17 protein-coding genes and 1 pseudogene are annotated in these 21,580 nt (G+C 71.0%); 10 read left to right on the forward strand and 8 right to left on the reverse strand.

Going from position 1 to position 21,580, the window contains the following annotated elements; genetic code table 11:
* Window positions 1-41 precede the first annotated feature (41 nt).
* The 3 genes and pseudogenes from V2S66_RS33545 to V2S66_RS33555 all read right to left on the reverse strand — a co-directional run bounded on the left by V2S66_RS33545 (window position 42) and on the right by V2S66_RS33555 (window position 821).
* A complete protein-coding gene (locus tag V2S66_RS33545; RefSeq protein ID WP_330800763.1) occupies window positions 42-212 on the reverse strand; it encodes a DUF5670 family protein in 171 nt (56 codons plus the stop codon).
* A gap of 107 nt (window positions 213-319) precedes the next feature.
* Window positions 320-424, reverse strand: a pseudogene (locus V2S66_RS33550) (PAQR family membrane homeostasis protein TrhA); the annotation flags it as partial.
* Window positions 425-488: 64 nt separating this feature from the next.
* Complete coding sequence (locus V2S66_RS33555; protein WP_330800765.1) at window positions 489-821, reverse strand: MerR family transcriptional regulator; 333 nt, start codon at window positions 819-821, stop codon at window positions 489-491.
* 845 nt (window positions 822-1,666) lie between these two features.
* On the opposite strand from V2S66_RS33555, the gene V2S66_RS33560 reads away from it, so the two are divergent.
* The 5 genes from V2S66_RS33560 (at window position 1,667) to V2S66_RS33580 (ending at window position 6,272) form a co-directional block, all read left to right on the forward strand.
* Entirely contained in the window at window positions 1,667-3,070 is a 1,404-nt protein-coding gene (locus V2S66_RS33560; protein WP_330800766.1) for a DEAD/DEAH box helicase, read from the forward strand.
* Window positions 3,071-3,149: 79 nt separating this feature from the next.
* On the forward strand, window positions 3,150-3,488 hold the full coding sequence (locus V2S66_RS33565) for a thioredoxin family protein (protein ID WP_330800768.1): 339 nt from the start codon (window positions 3,150-3,152) through the stop codon (window positions 3,486-3,488).
* 499 nt (window positions 3,489-3,987) lie between these two features.
* Entirely contained in the window at window positions 3,988-4,440 is a 453-nt protein-coding gene (locus V2S66_RS33570; protein WP_330800769.1) for a hypothetical protein, read from the forward strand.
* 142 nt (window positions 4,441-4,582) lie between these two features.
* On the forward strand, window positions 4,583-5,560 hold the full coding sequence (locus tag V2S66_RS33575) for a hypothetical protein (protein WP_330800771.1): 978 nt from the start codon (window positions 4,583-4,585) through the stop codon (window positions 5,558-5,560).
* Window positions 5,561-5,675: 115 nt separating this feature from the next.
* A complete protein-coding gene (locus tag V2S66_RS33580) occupies window positions 5,676-6,272 on the forward strand; it encodes an SMI1/KNR4 family protein (RefSeq protein ID WP_330800773.1) in 597 nt (198 codons plus the stop codon).
* Between the two features lie 86 nt (window positions 6,273-6,358).
* Here V2S66_RS33580 and V2S66_RS33585 read toward each other — a convergent pair whose 3' ends face one another.
* The 3 genes from V2S66_RS33585 to V2S66_RS33595 all read right to left on the reverse strand — a co-directional run bounded on the left by V2S66_RS33585 (window position 6,359) and on the right by V2S66_RS33595 (window position 14,214).
* Window positions 6,359-10,774: a golvesin C-terminal-like domain-containing protein gene (locus tag V2S66_RS33585; protein ID WP_330800774.1), complete on the reverse strand. Its 4,416-nt coding sequence runs from the start codon at window positions 10,772-10,774 to the stop codon at window positions 6,359-6,361.
* Between the two features lie 1,448 nt (window positions 10,775-12,222).
* Entirely contained in the window at window positions 12,223-13,539 is a 1,317-nt protein-coding gene (locus tag V2S66_RS33590; RefSeq protein WP_330800776.1) for a phosphatase PAP2 family protein, read from the reverse strand.
* 435 nt (window positions 13,540-13,974) lie between these two features.
* Entirely contained in the window at window positions 13,975-14,214 is a 240-nt protein-coding gene (locus tag V2S66_RS33595; RefSeq protein ID WP_330800777.1) for a hypothetical protein, read from the reverse strand.
* A gap of 429 nt (window positions 14,215-14,643) precedes the next feature.
* Here V2S66_RS33595 and V2S66_RS33600 point away from each other — a divergent pair, with 429 nt between their 5' ends.
* Together V2S66_RS33600 and V2S66_RS34695 are read left to right on the forward strand one after the other, a co-directional pair.
* Window positions 14,644-16,065, forward strand: a complete 1,422-nt coding sequence (locus V2S66_RS33600) for a hypothetical protein (RefSeq protein WP_330800779.1) — start codon at window positions 14,644-14,646, stop codon at window positions 16,063-16,065.
* A 79-nt stretch (window positions 16,066-16,144) separates the two neighbouring features.
* Window positions 16,145-16,342, forward strand: coding sequence for a ricin-type beta-trefoil lectin domain protein (locus tag V2S66_RS34695; protein ID WP_413966544.1), 198 nt, complete (start codon window positions 16,145-16,147; stop codon window positions 16,340-16,342).
* A gap of 67 nt (window positions 16,343-16,409) precedes the next feature.
* Here V2S66_RS34695 and V2S66_RS33605 read toward each other — a convergent pair whose 3' ends face one another.
* Complete coding sequence (locus tag V2S66_RS33605) at window positions 16,410-16,889, reverse strand: DUF427 domain-containing protein (RefSeq protein ID WP_330800781.1); 480 nt, start codon at window positions 16,887-16,889, stop codon at window positions 16,410-16,412.
* Between the two features lie 243 nt (window positions 16,890-17,132).
* On the opposite strand from V2S66_RS33605, the gene V2S66_RS33610 reads away from it, so the two are divergent.
* Complete coding sequence (locus V2S66_RS33610) at window positions 17,133-17,813, forward strand: SDR family NAD(P)-dependent oxidoreductase (protein ID WP_330800783.1); 681 nt, start codon at window positions 17,133-17,135, stop codon at window positions 17,811-17,813.
* A 23-nt stretch (window positions 17,814-17,836) separates the two neighbouring features.
* Here V2S66_RS33610 and V2S66_RS33615 read toward each other — a convergent pair whose 3' ends face one another.
* Window positions 17,837-19,897, reverse strand: a complete 2,061-nt coding sequence (locus tag V2S66_RS33615) for an MMPL family transporter (RefSeq protein WP_330800785.1) — start codon at window positions 19,895-19,897, stop codon at window positions 17,837-17,839.
* A gap of 489 nt (window positions 19,898-20,386) precedes the next feature.
* On the opposite strand from V2S66_RS33615, the gene V2S66_RS33620 reads away from it, so the two are divergent.
* Both V2S66_RS33620 and V2S66_RS33625 read left to right on the forward strand, forming a co-directional pair.
* Window positions 20,387-21,067, forward strand: coding sequence for an MIP/aquaporin family protein (locus V2S66_RS33620; protein ID WP_330800787.1), 681 nt, complete (start codon window positions 20,387-20,389; stop codon window positions 21,065-21,067).
* Window positions 21,068-21,163: 96 nt separating this feature from the next.
* Window positions 21,164-21,466, forward strand: a complete 303-nt coding sequence (locus V2S66_RS33625) for a hypothetical protein (RefSeq protein WP_330800789.1) — start codon at window positions 21,164-21,166, stop codon at window positions 21,464-21,466.
* Window positions 21,467-21,580 lie beyond the last annotated feature (114 nt).

Genomic DNA, 21,580 nt, shown 5'->3' on the forward strand with positions numbered 1-21,580 from the left:
CCCCGGGGTTTTGGCCCCCCCCCACACTGCTGCCTGTCGTTCTACCAGCGGTACCAGCGGTTCCTGCCGCCGCTGGAGTGCGTTCCCCGCATGACGAAGCCGAGCGCCCACAGAACGATGACGACCACGGCGATCCACCACAGAAGGTGGAGTGCGAATCCCGCGCCGAACAGAAGGAGCGCGAGCAGAAGAACAATGAGCAACGGTCCCATGATTATTACCTCCGACCGCGCGCTTTCCCCGTTCTGAACCGGTCATGCAGCAGGTGAAGGCGTCCGTATCGCATGTCGGAATGCCGCAGACGCGCGCGAAGGCCCGCCAGGGGCGTGTACGTGCCGGCGCGGAACAGGAAGGTGTTCGCGTGGTCCAGCCGGCGCAGGACGGCCTCCCTGTGCGGGCGCCAGGTGCCGCGGGGGTACAGCGCGCGGGTCCGAACAGCACCAGCGCCGGGACCGCGTCACCGTTCACGTGCCGGCCGCCGGGCCGGGTCAGTCGCCTTCCGTGGGCGGGGATGCGTTGCGGCGGTATTCGGCGTTGATGCGTTGGGCTTCCTGGAGTTGGTCTTCGAGGATGACGATGCGGCAGGCGGCTTCGACGGGGGTGCCCTGGTCGACGAGTTCGCGGGCGCGGGCGGCAATGCGCAGCTGGTAGCGGGAGTAGCGGCGGTGCCCGCCGGCGGAGCGCAGCGGGGTGATCAGGCGTGCTTCGCCGATCGCGCGCAGGAAGCCCTGGGTGGTGCCGAGCATCTCGGCGGCCCGGCCCATGGTGTACGCGGGGTAGTCGTCGTCATCGATCCGGCTGTACGAGTCGTCCGCTGTCATCTCGCCTCTCTGTGGAACACGCGTGGAGGGGCCCTGGCGCCGTACTGGCGCCAGGGCCCCGAAGGAACTGCTACACCATCTGCCGGCCCTCATTCTGCACCGGCCTACTGAGTCCGCACCGCCGAAAGGGGGTGTATCGGCGTGCGCGGGGATCGCGGTTGCTCGACCGGAGACCACCTCACTCACGATGTCCTGCGGTACCCGGGCCCTCGTCATCCGCCCGGGCGATCCCGATGATGCTTCGGCTCCTCCGTTCTTCCCTCTGGATCAACTCACTTGCCTCAACTGCGGTCCTGCTCGTGGCGGCCCCTGATCACCGCGGGCCACCCGGTCCGGTCGTCAGCCCCGTCGCCGTCAGGCAACCGCTCTGGCTTCGAAGCTCCACCACCGCACCGTCCTGCTGCACTGCGAACTGCGGATACCACTGCCCGGCAGTTCGTGTCTGCCGGGCCCTGCTGATCTCGGCTACAAGAGAAACCATAACCACGCCAGTGCCCAATGTCTGCTTCCGCCACCACAGATTTTTCGGTGTCCGAGGCGGAGGTAACTCTCACCGACCACCGGGGAAATCCTCCCCTCCGACGCGATCACGGTTGCCGTTCCGGGGCAGACGGCCGCCGCCGAGGACCGGCGGGAACCGCGTCGGCAGGACGTTCCACCGCGGGGTTGCCAGGGAAAGCCCCCTCGCGCGCGCGACGTCGGGCCGGTGCCCGGCCGGGCCGCGGGACGGCCGACGCGAGGTCCGCGCTGGTAGAGTCGGGTCACGCTCGCAGACAGCCTGGGCCCGTGCCGGACAAGGTACGGGCCCCGGTCCGTTCAGGGCGCCCCACCGAGGAAGGACCACCATGAGCGCGAAGCAGCCGGCCTCCGGCCGCTCCGACCGTGCGGGGACCCTGCGGGGTGAGCTCTCGGTGCCGGGGCCGGTGGTGCCTGCCCTCCCGCCGGCGACGTCCTTCGCGGACCTCGACCTGCCGGTCGAGCTGACGGGGGTGCTGGCAGGGCTCGAGGTGCGGGAGCCCTTCCCGATCCAGGCGGCCGTCATGCCGAGCGCGCTGGCCGGCCGGGACGTCCTCGGCCGCGCGCGGACCGGTTCGGGGAAGACCCTCGCCTTCGGGCTCCCGCTGCTCGCCCGCACGGCGGGCCGGCGGGCCGAACCCAGGTACCCGCTCGCGGTGGTCCTGGTGCCGACGAGGGAACTCGCGCAGCAGGTCAGCGAGGCGCTGGCCCCCTACGCGCAGGCGCTCGGTCTCCGCTCGACGACCGTGGTCGGCGGGCTGGCGATCAACCGGCAGGTGGCGGCGCTCCGGGCGGGTGCCGAGGTCGTGGTCGCGACGCCGGGGCGGCTGGCCGACCTCGTCGCCCGAGGGGACTGCCGCCTGGACCGGGTGCGGATCACCGTGCTGGACGAGGCGGACCAGATGTGCGACATGGGTTTCCTGCCGCAGGTCTCGGAGGTCTTGGACCGGATACCGCCCGGCGGGCAGCGGATGCTGTTCTCCGCGACGCTCGACCGCAATGTCGATCAGCTGACCAGGCACTATCTGAGTGAGCCGGTGTTCGCCGCGGTCGATCGGGCGGAGGGTTCGGTCACGACGATGGAGCACCACGTGCTGAACGTCCATCCCGCCGACAGGTACGCGACGGCCACCGAGATCGCGGCCCGGGACGGGCGGGTGCTGATGTTCCTGGACACCAAGCACGGTGTGGACCAGTTCACCCGCCACCTGCGGGACAGCGGTATCCGCGCGGGCGCTCTGCACAGCGGGAAGTCGCAGCCGCAGCGCACCCACACGCTGGCCCGGTTCAAGGACGGGGAGATCACGGTGCTGGTGGCCACCAACGTCGCCGCCCGTGGCATCCACATCGAGCACCTGGACCTCGTCGTCAACGTGGATCCGCCCTCCGACCCCAAGGACTACGTCCACCGCAGCGGGCGCACCGCGCGGGCCGGGGAGTCCGGCAGCGTGGTCACCCTGGTCACGCCCAGCCAGCGCCGGGACGTGAACCGGATGATGTCGGGCGCCGGGATACGCCCCACGGTCACCCAGGTGCGCTCCGGCGACGAGAGGCTGACCAGCATCACCGGCGCGAAGCGCCCGCCGGTGCAGGACAGGGCGAAGACCGGCAACGCGGCGTTCCGGGGTCTCGGCGGCCGCGCGGGCCGGCCGCCGAAGGAATCCCGCAAGGCCGCGGAGGCGCGCAAGGTCGCGGAGGCCCGCAAGGCCGCCTGGGTGCGCAAGGCCCACTGACGGGCGGTACGGGCCGCCGCGGTCGGGAGCCGCAAGGAGGCGCCACTGCCTCACAGCGAAGAGAACGTCGGGGAGCGCCATGGCGAGCAGGGTCCATCAACCGCAGGAAGACGCCGAGTTCGCGTTCATCCTGGCGAGGGCGGACGTCCCGGTGCTCGCGTACTTCCACGGGGTGTGGCCCAAGGCGGCAGCAGCCTGCAAGGAAATGGACCCCCTGGTGAGTGAGGTGGCGGACACCTACCGGGGCCGGCTGATCGTCGTGCGGGCCGACGTCGCAAGGTGTCCCGGCCCGGTACGGCGGTTCGGCGTCACCGGCGCGCCCTCCTTCGTGCTGATCGATCAGGGCGAGGCGACGGCGACGGCGAGCGGTCTGATGTCCAGGACCGCACTCGGGGAGTTCCTGCACGACCACCTGTGAGCCGGGCGGCACCCGGCAACAGCCGGCGCCGCCGCACGCTCAGGTGCGGCGACGCGCAGGGCGACTTCACAGCAGGCGCCCGCTCCCACCCTTCGGCACCTGGTCGGGGGGCGCTTCCCGGCGGAGAGCGGCGCGCCGCCGCACTCCGCATGGCAGAGGACCTGCGCCGGCTCCTGGATGCCTCCGCCTAGCCGAAACGGCGCTTGCCGTGATCGGTGGGCAGGTCGGTCCCATCAGCGTTGTATTTACCTTTTGTAAAGGTTGCGCAAATCAATCTCCGACCGCCTCGGGAGCCGCCCGACGCGGCGCGGCCTCCGCCCAACCAGCAGGTTTGGCGGTGGAGTTGGGTCTTGACGCGGTGTTGATCTCTGGTGGATCATCACGCCAGCGCGCCCCCGTGGGGTCGGGGGACGCACTCTTACCTCACCGACTTCACCGAAGGACGGAAATGATTTCGACACGAAACGCCAGGCGTGCACTCTCTTCACTGATCTCGCTCATGGCGATCGCCGCGGGCAGTTTCGCCATTGCACCACGAGCCGAAGCGTCCGGTGTCCACACGTACTACTTGTCCGATGAATGCGACGGTCTCTCGACGCAGGACTGTGTCTACTACGGCACCACCATGCGCTACAACTCGAATGAGGAGGGCGCGGCCTTTCCGTTCGCGAAGGACATTCCGAATTTCGCCGGCTACTCGACGACCTACAATGGGGGGATCGACGTGAACAACTACATCTACGTTTTTGAGCCCCTTGACGGTTGGACGAACGGCACGGGGCTGGCCGTCAAGAACAATGCGGCTTCAGTCAACAACGGCACCACCTGCAAAGTGCGCATATACTACAACAGCTACTACTCCGGGACTTACCAGACGGTCGGAGTCAACACCAATGCCAATCTGAACTCGACGCTCAAGAACGAGAATGCGTCGGCAGAGCATATCTGCTAGGCGCCAGATCAACCGGGGTTGACGACTGGTGATGCGAGTCGGGCGGAGTCACTCGTGGACTACCAGGAGGCTGACGGCTTCAGCTGCTGCGGGACAGGGACAGGCGGACTGCCCTTGCCTGGTGACGGAGGAGAGCAGGGCGATGGCGAGGAAAGTTCGTGCTCCACATCGGCCCGATCCACGATCGCTCGCAGGCGCGGTGATCGTGCTGGCCGTTATTGCGGCCGCGAGCGCTTGCGGCTCGCCAGGTCCGCGTGGAGCCGGTCCGAAAAATCCTCCTCTTGCGGCGTCGCACGGTCCCGGCGGCGCGGCGGCGCCCAGCAGCCGGCCCGCCGCGGTGCCCGATAGCAACCTCGCGAAGGGATTGGTGCTGCCCCTGGAGCCGTACATGATGACGTACCCGGAGGAGGTGACCCTCGATCAACTGAGCCACCGCATGACGACGGAGTGCATGGCCCGATATGGGTTCCATTACGTGCCGACGCCGGCCGGGAGCCACCCGCCGCCGAGCGTCGATGCCGCCAACATGGTGCGTCGCTACGGAATCATGGATCTCACACAGGCCGGCACATCTGGCTACCATCTGGCATACGACACGGGGCAGCCGCCTGCGCCGCTCAGGATGACGGTCGCGGAGTACACCGTACTCACCGGAAGAGCCGGCGCCGAAGGTGCGGAGCCCACTGCGAAGCCGAACTACAAGGGCAGGGAGATCCCCCAGGGGGGCTGCCTGGGGGAGGCGGCGAGAAAGTCCGGGGAGAACGTCGACCAAACCCTTGTCGAGCGGCTCAACAAGGACAGCCTCGACCGATCGCAGACCGAGCCTCGGGTGCGGGCCGCTATCGGTGCCTGGTCGGCATGCATGAAGAAGAACGGCTACACGATCGCCAATCCGCTGGTTGCGGGCGATCATATAGGCGGCGAGACTGCCTCAGGCCCTGAGATCGATCAGGCGGTGGCGGACGTGTCGTGCAAGGCGAAGACGGGGCTGGTGCAGGTGTGGTACCAGGCGGATGCGGCGCTGCAACGCAATGAGATTGAGCAGAACCAGCTCGCGCTGGCAAAGGTGAAGCAGCAGCTTCAGGCTGCCCTCCAGAACGCGGCGAAGACGACCGGGTAGGTGGGTGTCGGTTGCCGGGAGGCCGTCGCCAGCCGGAGAACCTTGCGCGTTGTCACCGTAGGCCGATGCGGCGGCGGTCAGCGAGGGCGCTCGACGACAACACGGGAGGTGGCGCGTGTCCGACACGGAAGACGTGCGGGTGGCCTGGGGGCGCACAGTGCACTGGCTCGCGGTGCATGCCCCGGCGAGTGCGCGGGCCCTGCGCGGACCGGCGACGGACGAGGACCTCGCCGGCCTGCGTGCGGCCCTCGGCTTCGACGTCCCCGACGTGCTCGAGACCCTGCTGCGCATGAACAACGGCAGCACCGCCAAGGACACCACCCGCACACTTCCCAGCGGGCGCACCGCCGCCGCACCGCACCTGGACTCGGCGGTCCTCCCCCCCGGCAGGGTGCTGTTGGGGTGCGCGGAGATGGCCGAGAAGCGGGCCAAGTGGCAGTCCTTCGGCGAGACTCCGGAGGACTACTGGCGAGCCTGCTGGATTCCGGTCGTCCACGACTTCGACGGCGCCTACTACGGATACGTCCTGGACGCCTCGGGCGGCGCGGCCGGGTTCCCCGTGCTGGAGTTCTTCGAGGCGGGTGACCCGGAGCAGTGCGCCCCCTCGCTGGGCGCCCTGCTGGGATCGTTCGCCGACGCGCTGGAACTCGGCCGCTGGGGCGACTGGCGCGCGGCCGTCGCGGACGGGGTCCTGCGGTGGCGCCTCGACTGAGCCGAGGGCGCTGAACGCGGTGGGGTGTCCCGGCTGCCGCACGCAGCCGGAACACCCCACCTCTCAGTCGCCAGGCCTCCCGGGGATCAGTTCGTCGCCGTCATCGTGCACTTGACGGAGGTCGAACCGACGTGGAAGGCACCGCAGTCGCCCGTCATCGCGACGTTGAGCCAGTAGGCGTCCTTGTCGATGAGCCGCATCTTCTTGCTGAAGCCGCCCGATCCGCCGAAGGGCTGCATCGACTGCTGGTTGTCGGTGTCGGAGATCGCCGAGCGGCCGCACACCTCGGTCCAGGTGGGGACGGTGCCGTCGAGGTTGTACAGGTGCATGGTGTCACCGACCTTGGTGGCGTAGGTCTGCACGCAGGCCGCGCCACTGGGTGTTCCGGTGGTGCTGTCGTCGGGGATGGCCGGGTTGAGGCCGCCTTCGGACGACTTCATGCCGCCGCTGTTGTAGCTGGCGCCGAAGGCGAACTCGTCGCAGTTGAGGATCGAGTCGGACGCTCCGTCGAGGGCGCTCAGGTCGCCGTTGGCCGCCGCCCAGCCGCTCGGGCACATGCGGCTGCGGTTCGTGCTGGCCTGGCTGGCCGTGAGGTAGTAGAGCGGCCTCTCCAGGGCTTTGGAACCCGGGGTCCAGAGCGTGTAGTTCTGGATGAGCCAGGCGTGCGCGGCGGCCTGCGGGTACCTGGCCGCGTTGAAGGTGTAGGTCGGGGCGTAGTTGGGGAACACGCAGCCGCCGGCGGTGTCGACGACGGTGTCGCAGCGCACGGTGTCGAGGTCGGTGGCCCTGGAGGTGCTGGCGCTCCACTGGTAGCCGACCGTCTGGGCCTGGAGGCTGCCGTCCGTGGGGTACTCGTCGCCGTCGATCTGCACGTCGGGGTGGAAGAGGTACTGCTTCCCGGTGGTGGAGTTGTCCCAGGTGTAGGAGGAGGTGATGGACGCCTCGTGGGTGTCGCCGGCCGTCCAGCTCGGGATGCCGTGCCAGGCGCTCATGCCCGCCTCGACGGGCGTGCAGGGCGACTCGCACAGGTGCTTGTGGATGGCGAGGTCGATCTTGGCGAAGTCCAGGGGGATGCTCTGGCCGGCGATGCTGAGGTGCTCGGTGAAGGAGTTGGTGCCGGTCAGCTCGATGGTCCGCTGGAACTGGAAGTACGCGGTGGCCTTGGTCACCCCGTCCTCGCGCAGGTAGTAGGGGACGACGCGGGTCTCGCACTCGATCGTGCGGGTGGCCCGCGCGACGACCTTGCCGTCGTCGCACCAGGGGGCGACGCCGTGGCTGCTGACGTACGGGACCACGCTGCCGTCCACCCCCGGGTTGTAGGCGGTCTCCTTCAGCGGCGCCGTCGCCTCGTCGCTGGCCGGCTGGTCGAGCAGGTCGGGGTTGGGGCTGCTCTCGTCCGGCGCGGGCAGCGTCAGGTCCACCGGCCGGTCCTCGCTGATGCCGTAGTCGCCGGGCACGAAGGCCACCGCGTCCCACGCGACGTCGTCCTCCGCGGTGCCGGTACCGTTGGAGTTGGAGAGGCTGACCTGGGGGGTGTTGCCGTTGAAGCGGTACGCCCCCAGCGGGATCCACTTGTTGGCCTCGTAGGCGCCCTGGTCGAAGCGGACCTTGGCGTCGCCGAAGGCGGTGTTGACCGTGTAGATCGCGTCGCGTGTCTGCGCCCCGGTGTCGGGGACGTGAACGTAGACCATGGCCTGTTTCTCGGCGACGGGCCCGTTCAGCTTCCACGTTCCCAGCACGGTCATGCGCCCGGTGGGGCCTCCCAGGTGCGCGCTGTCACGGGTGTGCGCGTACCAGAAGTGGCCCTGGTAGCCGCCGCCGATCTGGTGCAGGTCGGCCTTGGCGTCGTACTGCCCCAGGCCGGGACCGGTGGCTTTGGGGTCGGGGTAGAAGGTGAACTGGAAGGAGCCGGCGGTGGTCGTGGTCCCGCAGCTGCTCCAGGTGTTGGTGCCGGCCGGCACCGATTCGACGACCTGGGAGCCCGAGGGGGCTCCCGAGCAGACGGGTGTGCCGTACTGGAGACGGGAGCCGCGTCCCGGCTCGTTGATGAGGGTCACGTACTTGAGATGCTCGTGGCCGCAGGTGTCTGCGCAGTCGTCCTTCCAGGTGGCGTTGGGCGCGTGCCACCAGAACTGCGTGTAGCAGGCGGCGTCCGGGCAGTCCGGCAGGTCGGTGACGTCGCAGTTGTTCGCGGCGTTGCAGAAGGTGTCCAGCGGTGGCTTGATGGCGGAGCGTTCCGCGGTGCTGTTCCACCAGGCGGGGTAGAAGCCGGCGGAGGAGAAGCCGGACTCGCCGGGCCAGTCCTGGCGGCCGGAGGTGGCGTAGGAGTGGCCGGTGTCGATGGACCAGGCCGACCAGCCCATCACCTTCTCCTCGTACGGCCAGTCCTGCGGCTTCGCCGCGTCCTTGGCGGCCCCGGGGTCGAGGTCGGTGTCCATGAAGGCGAGCCGGCCGGCCGGGTAGACGGGGTTGGCCGGGTTGTTGTACCAGCCCAGGCCCCAGTTTCCGTTGGCCGCCTCGTCGGCCTTGGAGTTGAAGCCGAGGTTGTAGTTCCACACGGCGGTGAACCAGTTCTCCGGCTTGGACGGGTCGTCGTTGTTGACGGTGACCGTCTGGCCGGCGGTGTGCACCTCGTTCCACTTGTCGGCGAGGATGTAGAGCGAGGCGGCGACGTTGGTGGCGTAGTCGATGGCGATGGCCCGCTGGACCTGGGGGTCGCGGGACGTCTCGCCGTCCTTCTCGTACCCGGCCAGCCGCATGCCGTCCGTGACCTGGCCGACGCCGTAGCCGCAGTCGGACCCCGACCAGTGGATGGTCCAGTAGTCGGCGAGGGAGCCGCCGGTCTGGTGGCCGTAGAAGCCGTCGACGGCTGCCAGCGGATTGCCCATCTGGCCGGGGATCGCGCCGGATTCGGCCTGCCACAGGTTGGACTCCTGGGCGAGGATGCCCAGTTCGACCTGCGCGGGGATCGCGCCGCCGGTGGTCAGCGGGGGCTTGGGGAAGAGGCCCTGCGGGTCGATGGTGCCGAGCCCGATCTGCGAACGCCAGCCGCCCTGGGTAAGGTAGCCCGAGCGCAGGTCGCCGCGGACCGCCATGTCGACGGCCCATTCGACCTGGTTGGGGGTCGGCTGCAGGGCCTGGGTGTTGACGTCGTTGCGGGGCACGGAGCACCAGCGGTCGGTGTCGACGGGGTCGTGCTCGATCGTGGTGGCAGCGGCCGTCGCGGCGGTCGCCCGCACCGTCGTGAGCTGCGGCGCGGCGGCGCCGGTCAGCGCCGGCGAGGTGGCGCCGCCGGCGGTCGAGAGCGGCGCCGCGGCGGTCTGCCGGGTGTGCTTCCCGGTACCCGTCGCAGTGCCGGTGACGGTCAGGTCGTGGCTGACGGCCACGTCCTGCTGTTCGGGCGCGGGCTCCGCGGCGGCGTCCGCGGACGCGGCGGCGCCGAAGCCCTTGCCCGCCTGCTGGATGTGGTCCAGGCCGGCCTGCACGGCCGGGGAGACGACCGGGTCGACGGCGAGGCGTCCCTCGGTCGAGAGGTCGGCGTCCGGGGAGACGTTCACCGCGGTGATGCCGCTGGCCTCGAAGCCCTTGCGCTGATCGGCCCGGCCGGTCAGGAAGACCTTGCCGTCGGCGGCCTGGCGGAGGTTCATCGCGGTGACCGCGCCGGTGGCGACGGAGGCCGTCCTGCCGTGGCGGTAGGTCTTGACGTCGGCCGTGGTGCTGTCGGCACGGTCCATGTAGGTGATCGTGCCGTCGGCCGCCGGGTGGATGCCGTAGGGGGCGTGCCGTGACGTGGCGAGGGTGGTGGCTCCGCCGTGCCGGTCGAGGCGGACGAGCCGGTTGCCCGCGGCGGCGACGAGGCCGCCCTGGACCGGGACGGCCGAGGTGATCTCGCCCGATGCGACGGTGTCCGCGACGGTCGCGCCGGCGGTGTTCACGGTGACCAGGCGGCTCTTCGCCTCGCGGTAGGCGGTGAACGCGGCGGTGTGCGTGGCCGGGTTGCAGCTGGGGTCGAAGTAGGCCAGGGACGCGGTGAAGGGCAGTTTGGTGACGCTGCCGTCGTCCAGGTCGACGATCGCGGTGAACGCGCCGCCGAGCATGGTGTCCTCATGGTTGGTGAAGGTGCGCGGTGCGTAGGCGACGGCCGCGTGGTGGCGGTCCATCACGCAGCTGTTGCCGATCCAGGTGTCGGCCGGGAGTTGCGGCTCGCTCAGGACGGCGGCCGTCCGCCAGGCGTAGCCGGTCGCGCTGTCGGCGACCAGGACGTGGAGCCCGTCGCTGTCGGCGGCGGCGGTCACGGCCCGATCGGCGGAGGTCTTCCAGCCGCTGCCGAGGATCGTGTCGCGCTCGGCGGCGGGGAGCGCCGACGACGCGGGGGTCCTCGGCGCGGGTCTCGTGTGCGACGGCACCGGCGTGTCGGGCAGTTTCCGCGGGTCTGCGTGGGCCTGCGTGGCGAGGGGGACGGCGAGGATCGCCGCAGCGGCGAGAACCCCCGGTATTCGCATGCGCCTGAAACGTGTCTTCATCAATTCCCTTGCGTCACATGGTGATATGTCGGCATGAACTGGCAGGAACGGTGGCCGCGGCACGGCGTGGCGCGGCGCTCTGTGGCAGCACCGGGTACGGGCTGCGGGGTTGCGGGGTGCCGGCGTGGCTGCGGTGCGGCCACAAGTGGTGGCGGCCCGGCGCCGGGTGGGTGGTGCGAGTCCGTCCGGCATCCTCAGGGGGTCATGGCGGCGGCCGCCTTGACCATTGCGGTGAGCCGGTTGCGCCGGTCCCGCGGCGGGACCGGTTCTGTGCGAGCCGGCGCCGCCGGATGCCCGATTCGACCGCGAACCAGGTCGCCACGAGCGCCGCCTCCTTCGTGCACGCCATGTCGGTGGTGGCGGTGGCGGCGTTGACCGCGGCCGGGCCGGCCGTCCGGCCGGCTTCCGAGGGTGCGGGGTTCGCGGCCCGGTGCGGGGTGGCGAGGGTGCAGCCGTCGTTCTTCGTGCATCGGGACCGGACCACGCGCTCATCGCCCGCCGTACGCGCGGTTCGGCCTGGGACTCCTCCAGGCTCTGCGCGTCGAGCCGCCCGGTCAGGCTGGCGTCGGCCCGCGCGACCCTTGTCCCGGTATGTCGACGGGGCCAGCGCCGCCTGCGCCGCGCGGGGCGTCATGGCCACGTGCCCGGTCCACCCGGCGACAGCCAAGGCGGTGAACTGCGCCGCACGCGGCCGGGTCTCGTTCTCGCCGCCGAGGGTGTACGCGAACGTCGCCGCGAGGACCGGATCGGTGATCCCCCACCGGCGAGCCGTGGTGGAGTCGCCGTGGTCCGGCTGTCACGGCGGCCAGCACCGCCCTGCGGGACATGCGATCGGTGAGCACTTCCGTCTCCGTTCGGCAGGGATGTCGCTGCGGGGCTCCGCCCGCTGCGTGGGCGGGCGCGAGGGCACACGCAACGTACCCACCGGCCGGATCGGGAAGCGACACGATTCCGCTTGTCGGCGGAATTGCGCCATGGCGTGCGGGCGCACGCGATCGGCTCGTCCGTGCCGGGTGCCGGGAGGTGTCACAGCCGGCGGCGGCATTGCTTCAGCCTGCGGCTGTAGACGAGGAGTGCCCCGCTCAGCAGGCCGAGCCCGCCGCCCGCTGCGAGGTGGGCGGAGTCCTGGCCGCCGGCGAGGCACCCGCCCGGCCCGCTCACCACAAGGAGCGCGCCAAGCCTCGGAGAGCGGGCTCAGCTTCGGCGGGCGCGAACACGGTGGCCGCGGACAGCCAGGCACCGACGATGTCGCCTACTCGCCCGCGTCACCCGAGGTCTTCCCGGGCGCTCCGACGCACCGCGTCGATGAACGCGCACATCTCCCCTGGGCCCTCGACCGTGGGGCGTGGCCTACGGCATGAGCAATCGCTGCGACGGGTCGCTCCCCGGATGTCCCGCCGGGTCGGGACGACCCGGCAGCGCCAGGCTCAGACCAGTTCGGGCTGCTGCGCCGCCGGTCGCGGCGCCGGTGGCGGCTCCGTCGCGGGCTGCGGGTCCCAGCGCCCCGTGGTCCGCACGTAGTGGAGGACCACCAAGGCCAGCGCCAGGACGAGAAGCGGTCCGAAAACCCGCGGATGCGTGGCCATCTCCACCGGCAGGTAACGGTAGGACACCAGCAGCGCGACGAAGACCGTCGCACCGTGGGCGACCAGCCGCGACGCCGACCCGTCCCAACCGCGGGCGAGCGCGCGCATCGCCGTCTCGACGGTGAGGGCGAACACCGCACCGGCGACGAGGTCCGCGCCGTAGTGGTAACCGAATCCCAGCGTCGCGCAGAGCGTCGCGACCAGCCAGAACGCGCCGGCGAACCGCAGGGCCCGCGGACCCTTGCGCGAGTGGATGAAGATCGTGGTCGCCCACGCCGTGTGCAGGCTGGGCATGCAGTTGCGCGGGGTGATCCCGTCGAACGCCATCGGGTGCGGGGTCCCGATCGGCGTCGGCGTGTCCGGCCACAGATGGGCCACCGCCCAGTGGCCGCCGTCGGCGCTGAAGGCGAAGACCGGGCCGACCACCGGGAAGATCATGTAGACGGCCGGCCCGAGCAGGCCGATGACCAGGAACGTACGCACCAGATGGTGGCCCGGGAAGCGGCGCTCCACCGACACGTTGCGCAGCTGGTACAGCGCGACGATGGCCGCTGCCAGCGGGAGCTGGCCGTAGACGCCGTGCAGGACGTGGGCACCTACCGGACCGGTGGCCTCGACGATCCGGCCCACCAGCCACGACGGGTTGCCCAGCGCGTGATCTGCGGTCGCCACGTACTGGTCGAAGACCATCGGGCGGGTCTTCGACGTGATGAGCAACCAGGTGTCGCCGGTCTTGTGGCCGGTCACCAGCAGCAGGCCGAGACCGACACCCTTCAGCAACAGGGCGCGCTCCTGGCCGGTGCGGCGCGTGACGGCGATGACCGCGCAGCCCAGGATCACCCCCAGGGCGCCGTTGCCGAAGTGGACCCCGCCGCCTGCCGCCCACCGCACCAGGCAGAAGACGACGTCGATGCCGATCGCCGCGCCGACCGCGATGAACCGCTGCCGCCAGGTGAGCACCACCGTCATCAGCGCCAGCCCGGCGTACAGCAGTGGCCCCGAGGTGGGGGCGAACACCACCTCCCGCGCCTGGTTGGTGACCGGTCCTGGCAGACCGTAGTGGCGCGCGGCGAACTCCAGCGAGACGAGGAATCCGAGGATCGCCGCGCCTGCCGTGCCCCACAGCACCGCTTGTGGCCGGCGCCACGCGGTGAACATGGTTCTGCTGCTTGTTCGCGAAAACGCCCGCGATGTCTCAGGTATCAATTTTCGGTTGATCTGTCGGGTATCGGCCACAGCGCTCGTCGTGCCGGATGGCACACTTCCCCCGGCGAAGGCCGGCCGAAGAGGGCGATCCCCGTGAGTTCGAACATGTTACCGGGAGCCGAACGGGAGTCGAACGGGGGTCGGACGCCCGGCCGACGAGCGCCCCGCGGAGCTCAAAAGCCGCGCGGTGACGGTGCGCCGTCGGCGAGGGCGACCAGCAGGCGCGAGCGCGCCGGCCGGCGAGGGCGGTACTGGCGCTTCGGCTGTACCGCGGTGTCCGAGTGCTGCCATTCCGTGCCGGTGGCGCGTGTACGGCGGGCGCCGCCGGGGGCCCGGCTCAGGCACCGCGGTGGAACCTCGCGCGCGCTTCGCCCCTTTGTCGCGGGTCTACTGACGCCGGGGTGCGCCGGATGGTGCGGGGGTGTCCGGGCGGGGCCGGCGTGCGCGGTGTCTGCGCCACTGGCGTTGGGTGAGCGTCCACAGCCCTACAGCGGCGGCCAGGGCGAGCCCGGCGAGCCACGACTGCCCCCAGGGATGGCCGTGGCCGGTGCGGCCGCCGAAATGCCAGCCCAGCACCGCGATGGCGTACATGCCGACGGCGATTCCCGCTCCTCGTATCCACCTCACACTGAACCGGATACCCGGCCTCCCCCGCGTGACGCTGGTCGTCTCGACCGTTCACCAGGGCCTCCTCTGCGTGTCGCGTTCCACGCGCCGCCCCGGCGACAACTTGTCGGCCCAGCCCGGTCCGGGCCCGGACTGCCCCAAGAGCCGGGCCCGGCTCTTGTGCGCAGCCATGCCCGCCTTGCTGACACGTTGGCTGGATCCGCTCCCAACCAATCCGTTCACGGGCTGTCTAACGATGTGTACGGCTCAGGGGGAGCCGTTCCAGCCCAGGGGGCGTCGTGAACGCTCATGCGGCGAAAGAGAAAGGGAGGGGGTCGTCCCCAGGAGGGGCGGGCCAGCGGGAGGCCGTTGCCCGCAAGCATTGCTGATATCCGTACGGCCGCTCCTTGCCGTGCCGTACGCAGACCTTTTTCCCGGGGGGGAAACCGTATGAACCTGAACGCGTCACGCCGTCTTGCGGCGCTCAGCGCCGCCGTTCTGTGCGCGGCCACGTTATCCACGCTGGCCGGCGCTGCCTCGGCCGCTGCCACGGGTGAGCCCGTCGTCACGGTGGACCAGCCTGCCGTGGTGGCCGCGGCGACCGCGGCGGCGACCGGCGCTGCGGCCACGGTCCAGCCCCAGCTGGCGGTGCACACGGACGCGACCAGCCCGGTCATCGCACTGGTGCTCACCATCGACGTCCGCAGTCTGGCGAAGATCGCCGACGTCACCTTCTCGGACAACTGCACCGTCGCGAAGTCCGTGGCCACCTGCGAGGAATACCTCGTACTGCAGGACCAGCCGCCTGGCTCGGCGATCTCCCTGTCGACGCAGCTGAGCATCACCGCCCGCTCCGGAGTCGCCCCGGGGGCCGCTGCCTCCTACAAGGTCACCGGAACGGCCGGCGACGGCGCGAGTGTCGTGGGCACCTCCGGCCGGGTGCAGATCGGTGGGCCGGCCTTCGACCTCGCCCCGGGCACCGACCGCTCCCATCTGGCGGTGGGAACCGTCGTCGACGAGCCCGTACGGTTCGCCGACACCGGCGACCGCCCCGCCGCCGGCGTGCGGGTGCTGGTCACCGCCTCACCTGGCCTGGCCTTCGCACGGCATTACACCAACTGCTCCTACAGCTCGCTGCCCGACACCCGTCAGGCCGAGATGGCGCTCTGCGACTTCCCCGGCACCTTCGAGGTCGGAGAGCAGGCAGAACTGGCCACACCGGTGGAACTGCGGGTCACCCCGGCCGCGTACTCCACGCTCGTGGAAACGCTCGTCGCACCCAAGGGCGACCCGGAACTCGCGCAGCTCACCGCCGGCCGCACCTGGAAGCAGGGCAAGGGCGGCACACTCGCGCTGACCGTGCTCGACCCCGGCCGGCCCGGCACCGCACCGGCCGGCCGGATCCCGCTCGCCCACGCCGAGGACGGCGGCCACGGTTCCGACCAGCTCACCGTGCTCCAGGCCGACAACACCGCGGACTTCTCCGTCACCGGAGCCACCGCACAGGCTCCGCAGGGCACCACCGTCCCGCTCGACTTCAGCCTGACCGACAACGGCCCGGCCACACTCTTCCTCCTCGACGGCGGGACCATCCATGCCGAAGTGGTCGTCCCGCCCGGCACCACCGTGGTCGGCTCCTCACCGAACTGCCAGCCCGACGCCGACGACCCGGACACCACCGCCCACGGACCGTACCGGTGCTCGGCCGGCTACCTGGCGCCGGCCGGACGGACGGTCCCCTTCAGCCTGACCCTGCGGGTGGACACCGTGATCGCCGGCGCCCAGGGCTCCGTAGCCATGGACTGGGGTCCGTACCCGCACACCTTCGACCCGGACCCGGCCGACGACACCGCGCTCCTGACCCTGAACTGACGCGCCACCCGACCTCGTCCGCAGCCTGATCCCCGCGGGGTCGGCCGGGACTTCCCCCGGGGATGTCCCGGCCGGCCGGCTGCCCGGTGCGGCGCTCGACCGGGCGGAGTGCGACGGCGCGGGCGGGCAGCAGTGGGTTCAGCGGACCGGCGGCGCGCTGCTCGACCCCCGGTCCGGCTGCTGCCTCGACTCCCCCGCGGGCGCGACCGCCTCCGGCGCCAAGCTGCGGATCTCCGACTGCAACGGCACCGCGGGACAGAGGTTCCCGCTGATGTGAGGCGAGCGGGGAGGTCCCGGCCGCCGCCGGGAGGCGCTGCGGCTCGCGGCGTGGTGTCGGCGGGCCGTCACCAGCCCGACGTGCCGGGCGGCCCCTTGAAAGGACCCTCGATCGCCGAGGTGATCCACCCTCCGTAGAAGTCGCCTTCCTGCGAGGTGACCTCCTCGCCGGCGACCACGCAGCGATCGACTCGGGAAGGGTAGAAGGCCAGGTGGTCGCGGATGTCCTCGAAGCCCGGTGACGGATCGGGATAGCTCCACGCCGCGTCCGCCGCGACGCGGCCCCCCGCGGTCAGGTGCCAGTAGACCGCTTCGCCCTTCCACTCGCACCAGCTGCGCCGGTCGGAGGGGCGCAGCAGTCCCGGGGCCACGGCCACCGGTGGCAGGTAGAAGACGGGTGGGTGGCTTGTCTCCAGCACCCGCACTGCGTGGCGGGTCTCGGCGACCATCATGCCGGCGAACTCCACCGTGACCAGGTCGCCGCAGGGCCGGACCGCGGGTGGACGCGGGTAGTCCCAGACCGACTCCACGGGCCGTCCACCGCTCATGGGGTACTCCGTCCACGGAGGGGGGCGCGATTCTCGTGGGCGTCGTCCATGTTCTCCACCATGCACCGGACGGTACGCGCCGGCGGCGGCGACATCGGGCAGATGACGGGGGAAACGCCGCATGAGCATCGGCGGCGGTCGCGTGGAGAATGGCCGGTCTGTCCTACTCTGCGGAGGTGTGGCCGGTGCGGGCGCGGCAAGAGCCCGGCGCCGCCGCCGCTGTGCGCAGAAGAAGGGCGAGAAGTGGAGCTCAACGGGGCACGTGTCCTGATCGTCGGCGCCACCGGGAAGGTCGGAGGCGCACTGGCCCGCGCCCTGACCGGGCGTGGTGCGGCGCTCGCGCTGGCGGGACGGCACCGCGAGCGGCTGGAGGGGGTCGTGGCGGATTGCCGGAGCTGCCCGGCACGGATGGTGGACGCCTACGACCTCGACGGCTGCCACGGGCTGGCGGCCTGGGCCGCCGAGCGTCTGGGAGGCATCGACCTCGTCCTCACCGCGGTCGGCGTGGCGGCTTTCGGCCCCGCGCAGGAGGTGACCGAGGCCATGGCAGAACACCTGGTGGCGGTGAACGCGCTCGCCCCGATGGCCGTGCTGCGCGGGGCCCTGGACCTGCTCGGGCCAGGAGGCGCGGCGGCCGCGATCACGGGCGTCGTCGCCGCACGCCCCCAGCCGGGTATGGCTGACTACGGCGCGGCCAAGGCGGCGTTGAGCGCGTGGCTCGCCGCGGTCGCACGCGAACAGCGACGCCGCCACGTGGACATCCACGATCTGCGGCTCCCGCATCTCGACACCGGCTTCGCGGACCGGGCGCTCACCGGGCGGCCTCCCGCCCTGCCCCGGCCGGTGGCCCTGGGCACCGCGGTGGACGCCGTCATCGATGTCATCGAGACCGGCCGCCCCCTCCCGCCGGAGTGGGCCCGGTGAGGGGTCCGGCAGCGACTTCCCGCTTACCTCCGGGCGGCCGAACGGCGCCTCGGCAGCCACCAGTTGGCCGGCCCCAGAGCCGCGACCAGCGCGGGCGCGAGGATGCCGCGCACGAGCGTTGCGTCGATGAGGATGCCCAGTGCCAGCGCGGTCGCCAGGATCTTGACGTCGGTGGCCGGCACGCGTGACAGCGAGATGAAGGCGAGGAAGAGGATGACGGCCGCGGAGGTGATCAGGCGGCCGGTACGCGCCACGCCGTCGACGGTCGCGCGGTCGGTGTCCACGCCGCGGTCGTGCTCCTCCCGGATGCGGCTGAGCAGGAACACCTCGTAGTCCATGGACAGCCCGAACAGGAACGCGAACACCGCGATCGGGATCCACACGGTGACCGACCCGGCGGCCGTCTGCCCGAACAGGACGTCCGTGCCCACTCCGCGCTGCCAGATCAGGACCGTCACCCCGTACGCCGCGCCGATGGACAGCACGTTGAGCACGAGCGCCTTCAGCGGCAGCACCAGGGAGTGCAGTGCCCGGGCCAGCAGCAGGAAAGTGACCACGACGATGATCGAGACGACCCACCAGGCGTTGCCGTAGACCGCGCTGATGAAGTCGACGTTCTGTGCGGGGATCCCGCCGACCCGCGCGCCGGTGTCCCGGGCCGCCTTCCGCACGTCTGCCGCTGCCGTCGCCCCGGCGCCGTGGGAGGCGTCGCCGGCCGTCCAGACGTCGACCACCGAGCGGCCCCCGCGGGTCCACGACGTCGGTGCCAGTGCGCCCGCCACGCCGTCGATCCCGGTGACCGCCCGCCGCACCCGGGCCGGGTCGTCGGTCAGCACCTCCACGGGCGTGGTGAGGCCGGCGCCCAGTCCGGCGCGCCAGATCTGGTGCACGGCGGTCGCCGCGCTGCCTCCGGTCGAGGCCAGCGAGTCGTTGCTCGGCTGCCCCAGTCGCAGCCCCAGCACGGGAGCGGCCAGGGCGAGCAGGACGACGGCTGAAGCCGCGATCGCCGCCCACCGACGCCGCACCACGGCCTCGCCGACACGCCGCCACAACCGGGAGTCGGGCGACGCCGAACGGCGGTTCGGCCACGCCAGCCGGGGCCCCGCCACCAGCAGCAGCGCCGGCAGCAGGGTGAGCGCGGCGACCACGCTGACGACGGGAATGAGCAGGCCGGTGAAGCCGACGCTGCGCAGGAACGGCACCGGCAGCGCGATCAGCGCGGCCAGGCTGACCGCGACGGTCACCCCGGAGAACAGCACCGACCTGCCCGCGGTGACCACCGCCCGCTCCACGGCGGAGGCGTTGTCCAGCCCGTTGCCCCGCTCCTCGCGCCAGCGGGTCACGACCAGCAGCGCGTAGTCGATGGCGACGCCGAGACCGATGAGGGCCAGCAGATACTGGACGATGAACGACACGTCGGTGACGGCCGTCAGCCCCCAGACGATCAGGAACGTCGTCAGGATCGACCCGATCGCGACCGCCAGCGGCATCAGCGCGAGGAACGACCCGAACACCAGCACCAGGACCAGCAGCGCCCCGACGCCGCCGAACAGCGTCTCCGCGAGGACCCCGGCCCCTCCCCCGCCGCCGGAGTCGTTCAGGGCGTCCTGCCCGGTGACCGCCACCGGCGCCCCGACCGCCGCACTCGCCGCCGCGGCCGCGTCCCTCAACTGCGGGAGCGCCTTCGCGTAGGGGTCCTGACCGGGAACAGGCGCGGGGTACACGACCACGACCCCGGTGTGCCCGTCGCGCGACAGCAGCCGGGGCTCCTCGGCGTACGAGCTGACGCGGCCCGCCACCCGGGCCTCCCGCACGGCCCGGACCACCGCGGTCGCCTCCCCCGCGGTCAGCCTGCGGGCACCGTCGTGGACGACCAGCAGGACCGGCGCGTCGTCACCGCCGGAGCCGAAACCGTGGACGATGTCCTGATTCGCCTCGTAGCCGGACTGACCCGGCAGCCCGAAGTCGTAGCTCAGCGCGGACGTCGCCCGCGGCGCCGCGAACCCTCCCGCCAGCGACAGCAGCACCCAGGCGGCGATCACCCACCAAGGGCGGGCAACGACATGACGGGCCAGCATCTGCATGGTGGAGGTCCCTCGAAATCGGCGGCGACGCCGTCGGATGAACGGTGATACCACGTCAGCGGACGGGCCCGGACACCTTACAGGCATGAGCGGTGCCGGTTCCCAGGACTCGCGCGCGGCGAGCGGCCCGCAACCGCCATGGCCGGGGCGGGGATTGCGGAGATCTCAAGGGACAAGGCGTTTTCCCGGTTGCCGAGGTCGAGATGAAGGAGGCACCGCTTCTTCATCTCCCGACTGGCGGGGCCGAGGAAACGGTGAGTTCAGGCCAGGGGAACATGCGCCAGAATGTCGCATTCCGTCGCGACGTCATGATTTCGTAAGAACTAGGGACCTGGAAATATCGACCGTTCCTCCTCTAGCTTACCAGTGGAAATTGTCGCCGCATCCGGCATTTCGTCATACCGAACGCAGGATGAGGCAGAAATCCGGGCACCTGAATTCCCTCGCTCTCCCGAAAACCCCTCATCACCCGTCTGCGGAGGAGTCGTCATGCGCAAGTACGTGGTCGAATTCATCGGAACATTCTTCCTCGTCCTGACCGTGGGAGCCGCGGTCCTGTCGGACTCCCGATTAGCCCCGCTGGCCATAGGCGGAGTGCTCATGGTCATGGTGTACGCGGGAGGGCATGTCTCCGGCGCCCATTACAATCCCGCCGTCACCCTCGCGGTGCTCATCCGCGGCCGTATCGCACCCGTGGACGCGGCTTGGTACACGGCCTCGCAGTTGGTCGCCGCCCTGGCAGCGGCGCCGCTCGCGCGATGGGCGGTCAATCCCCCTTCGGTGACGGCCCTCTCGCTCTCCGGCCGGCATCTGGCCTCCGCCCTGGTGGTCGAAGCTCTCTTCGCGTTCGCGCTCGCCTACGTCGTTCTCAACGTCGCCTTGAGCGCGAGCCACGAGGACAACTCCTTCTACGGGCTCGCCATCGGCTTCACCGTCCTCGCCGGAGCGGCTTCGGTCGGCGGCATCTCCGGTGGCGCCTTCAACCCCGCGGTCGCTCTGGGGGGCGCGGCGATGGGCCTGTTCGACTGGTCCGACATCTGGGTGTACCTGATAGCCGATCTCATCGGCGGCGCGGTGGCCGGCGCCGCATTCCTCTTTCTCAACCCTCTTGACGGCCGGGCCGCGACGGAACCCGCATGGGACGTCGCCGAGCCTGCCGCGCAGTCCTGACCGATGCATTCCGACAACGACGCGATGGCGTCGACAACGGGGAGGACAGAGGTTCTCCTCCCTGACGATTCATCCCCTGAGTTCTCCGTGACGGCCGTGGCCGCAGCCGAGGAAGCAGCCGACGCGTGCTGGAGACTCGCGCATGTCATGTCTGCCACTCAGATGTCCGGCGAGGTGGTCCACCTCATGGCGAGCCGCCTTCTCGGTACGGTCGACGCGCTGGGGGTCGTCGTGCGCTCCATCGCCGACGCAAGCGACGAATCATCAGCGCCCTGCGCCGACTTCGCGTGGAAAGCCGCCGATCAGGGGCTCGGATCGGCATTCCGGCACCTCTACCGCTCCATTCCGGCCGACCACCCGGAGACACGGTGGTTCATCCGATACGCGGATCGCGGCTGAAAGAGCGATTCGTACCAGCAGTGCGGCGCCGTCAGGGGCGGGAAAGGTCCCGGTCCCGGGGGGGGGGGGGGGGGCCCCCGCCCCCCCCCCCGGGCCGCCCACCGCGGGCGGGGC

This window comes from Actinacidiphila polyblastidii (assembly GCF_036353415.1).
Lineage (GTDB): Bacteria > Actinomycetota > Actinomycetes > Streptomycetales > Streptomycetaceae > Actinacidiphila > Actinacidiphila polyblastidii.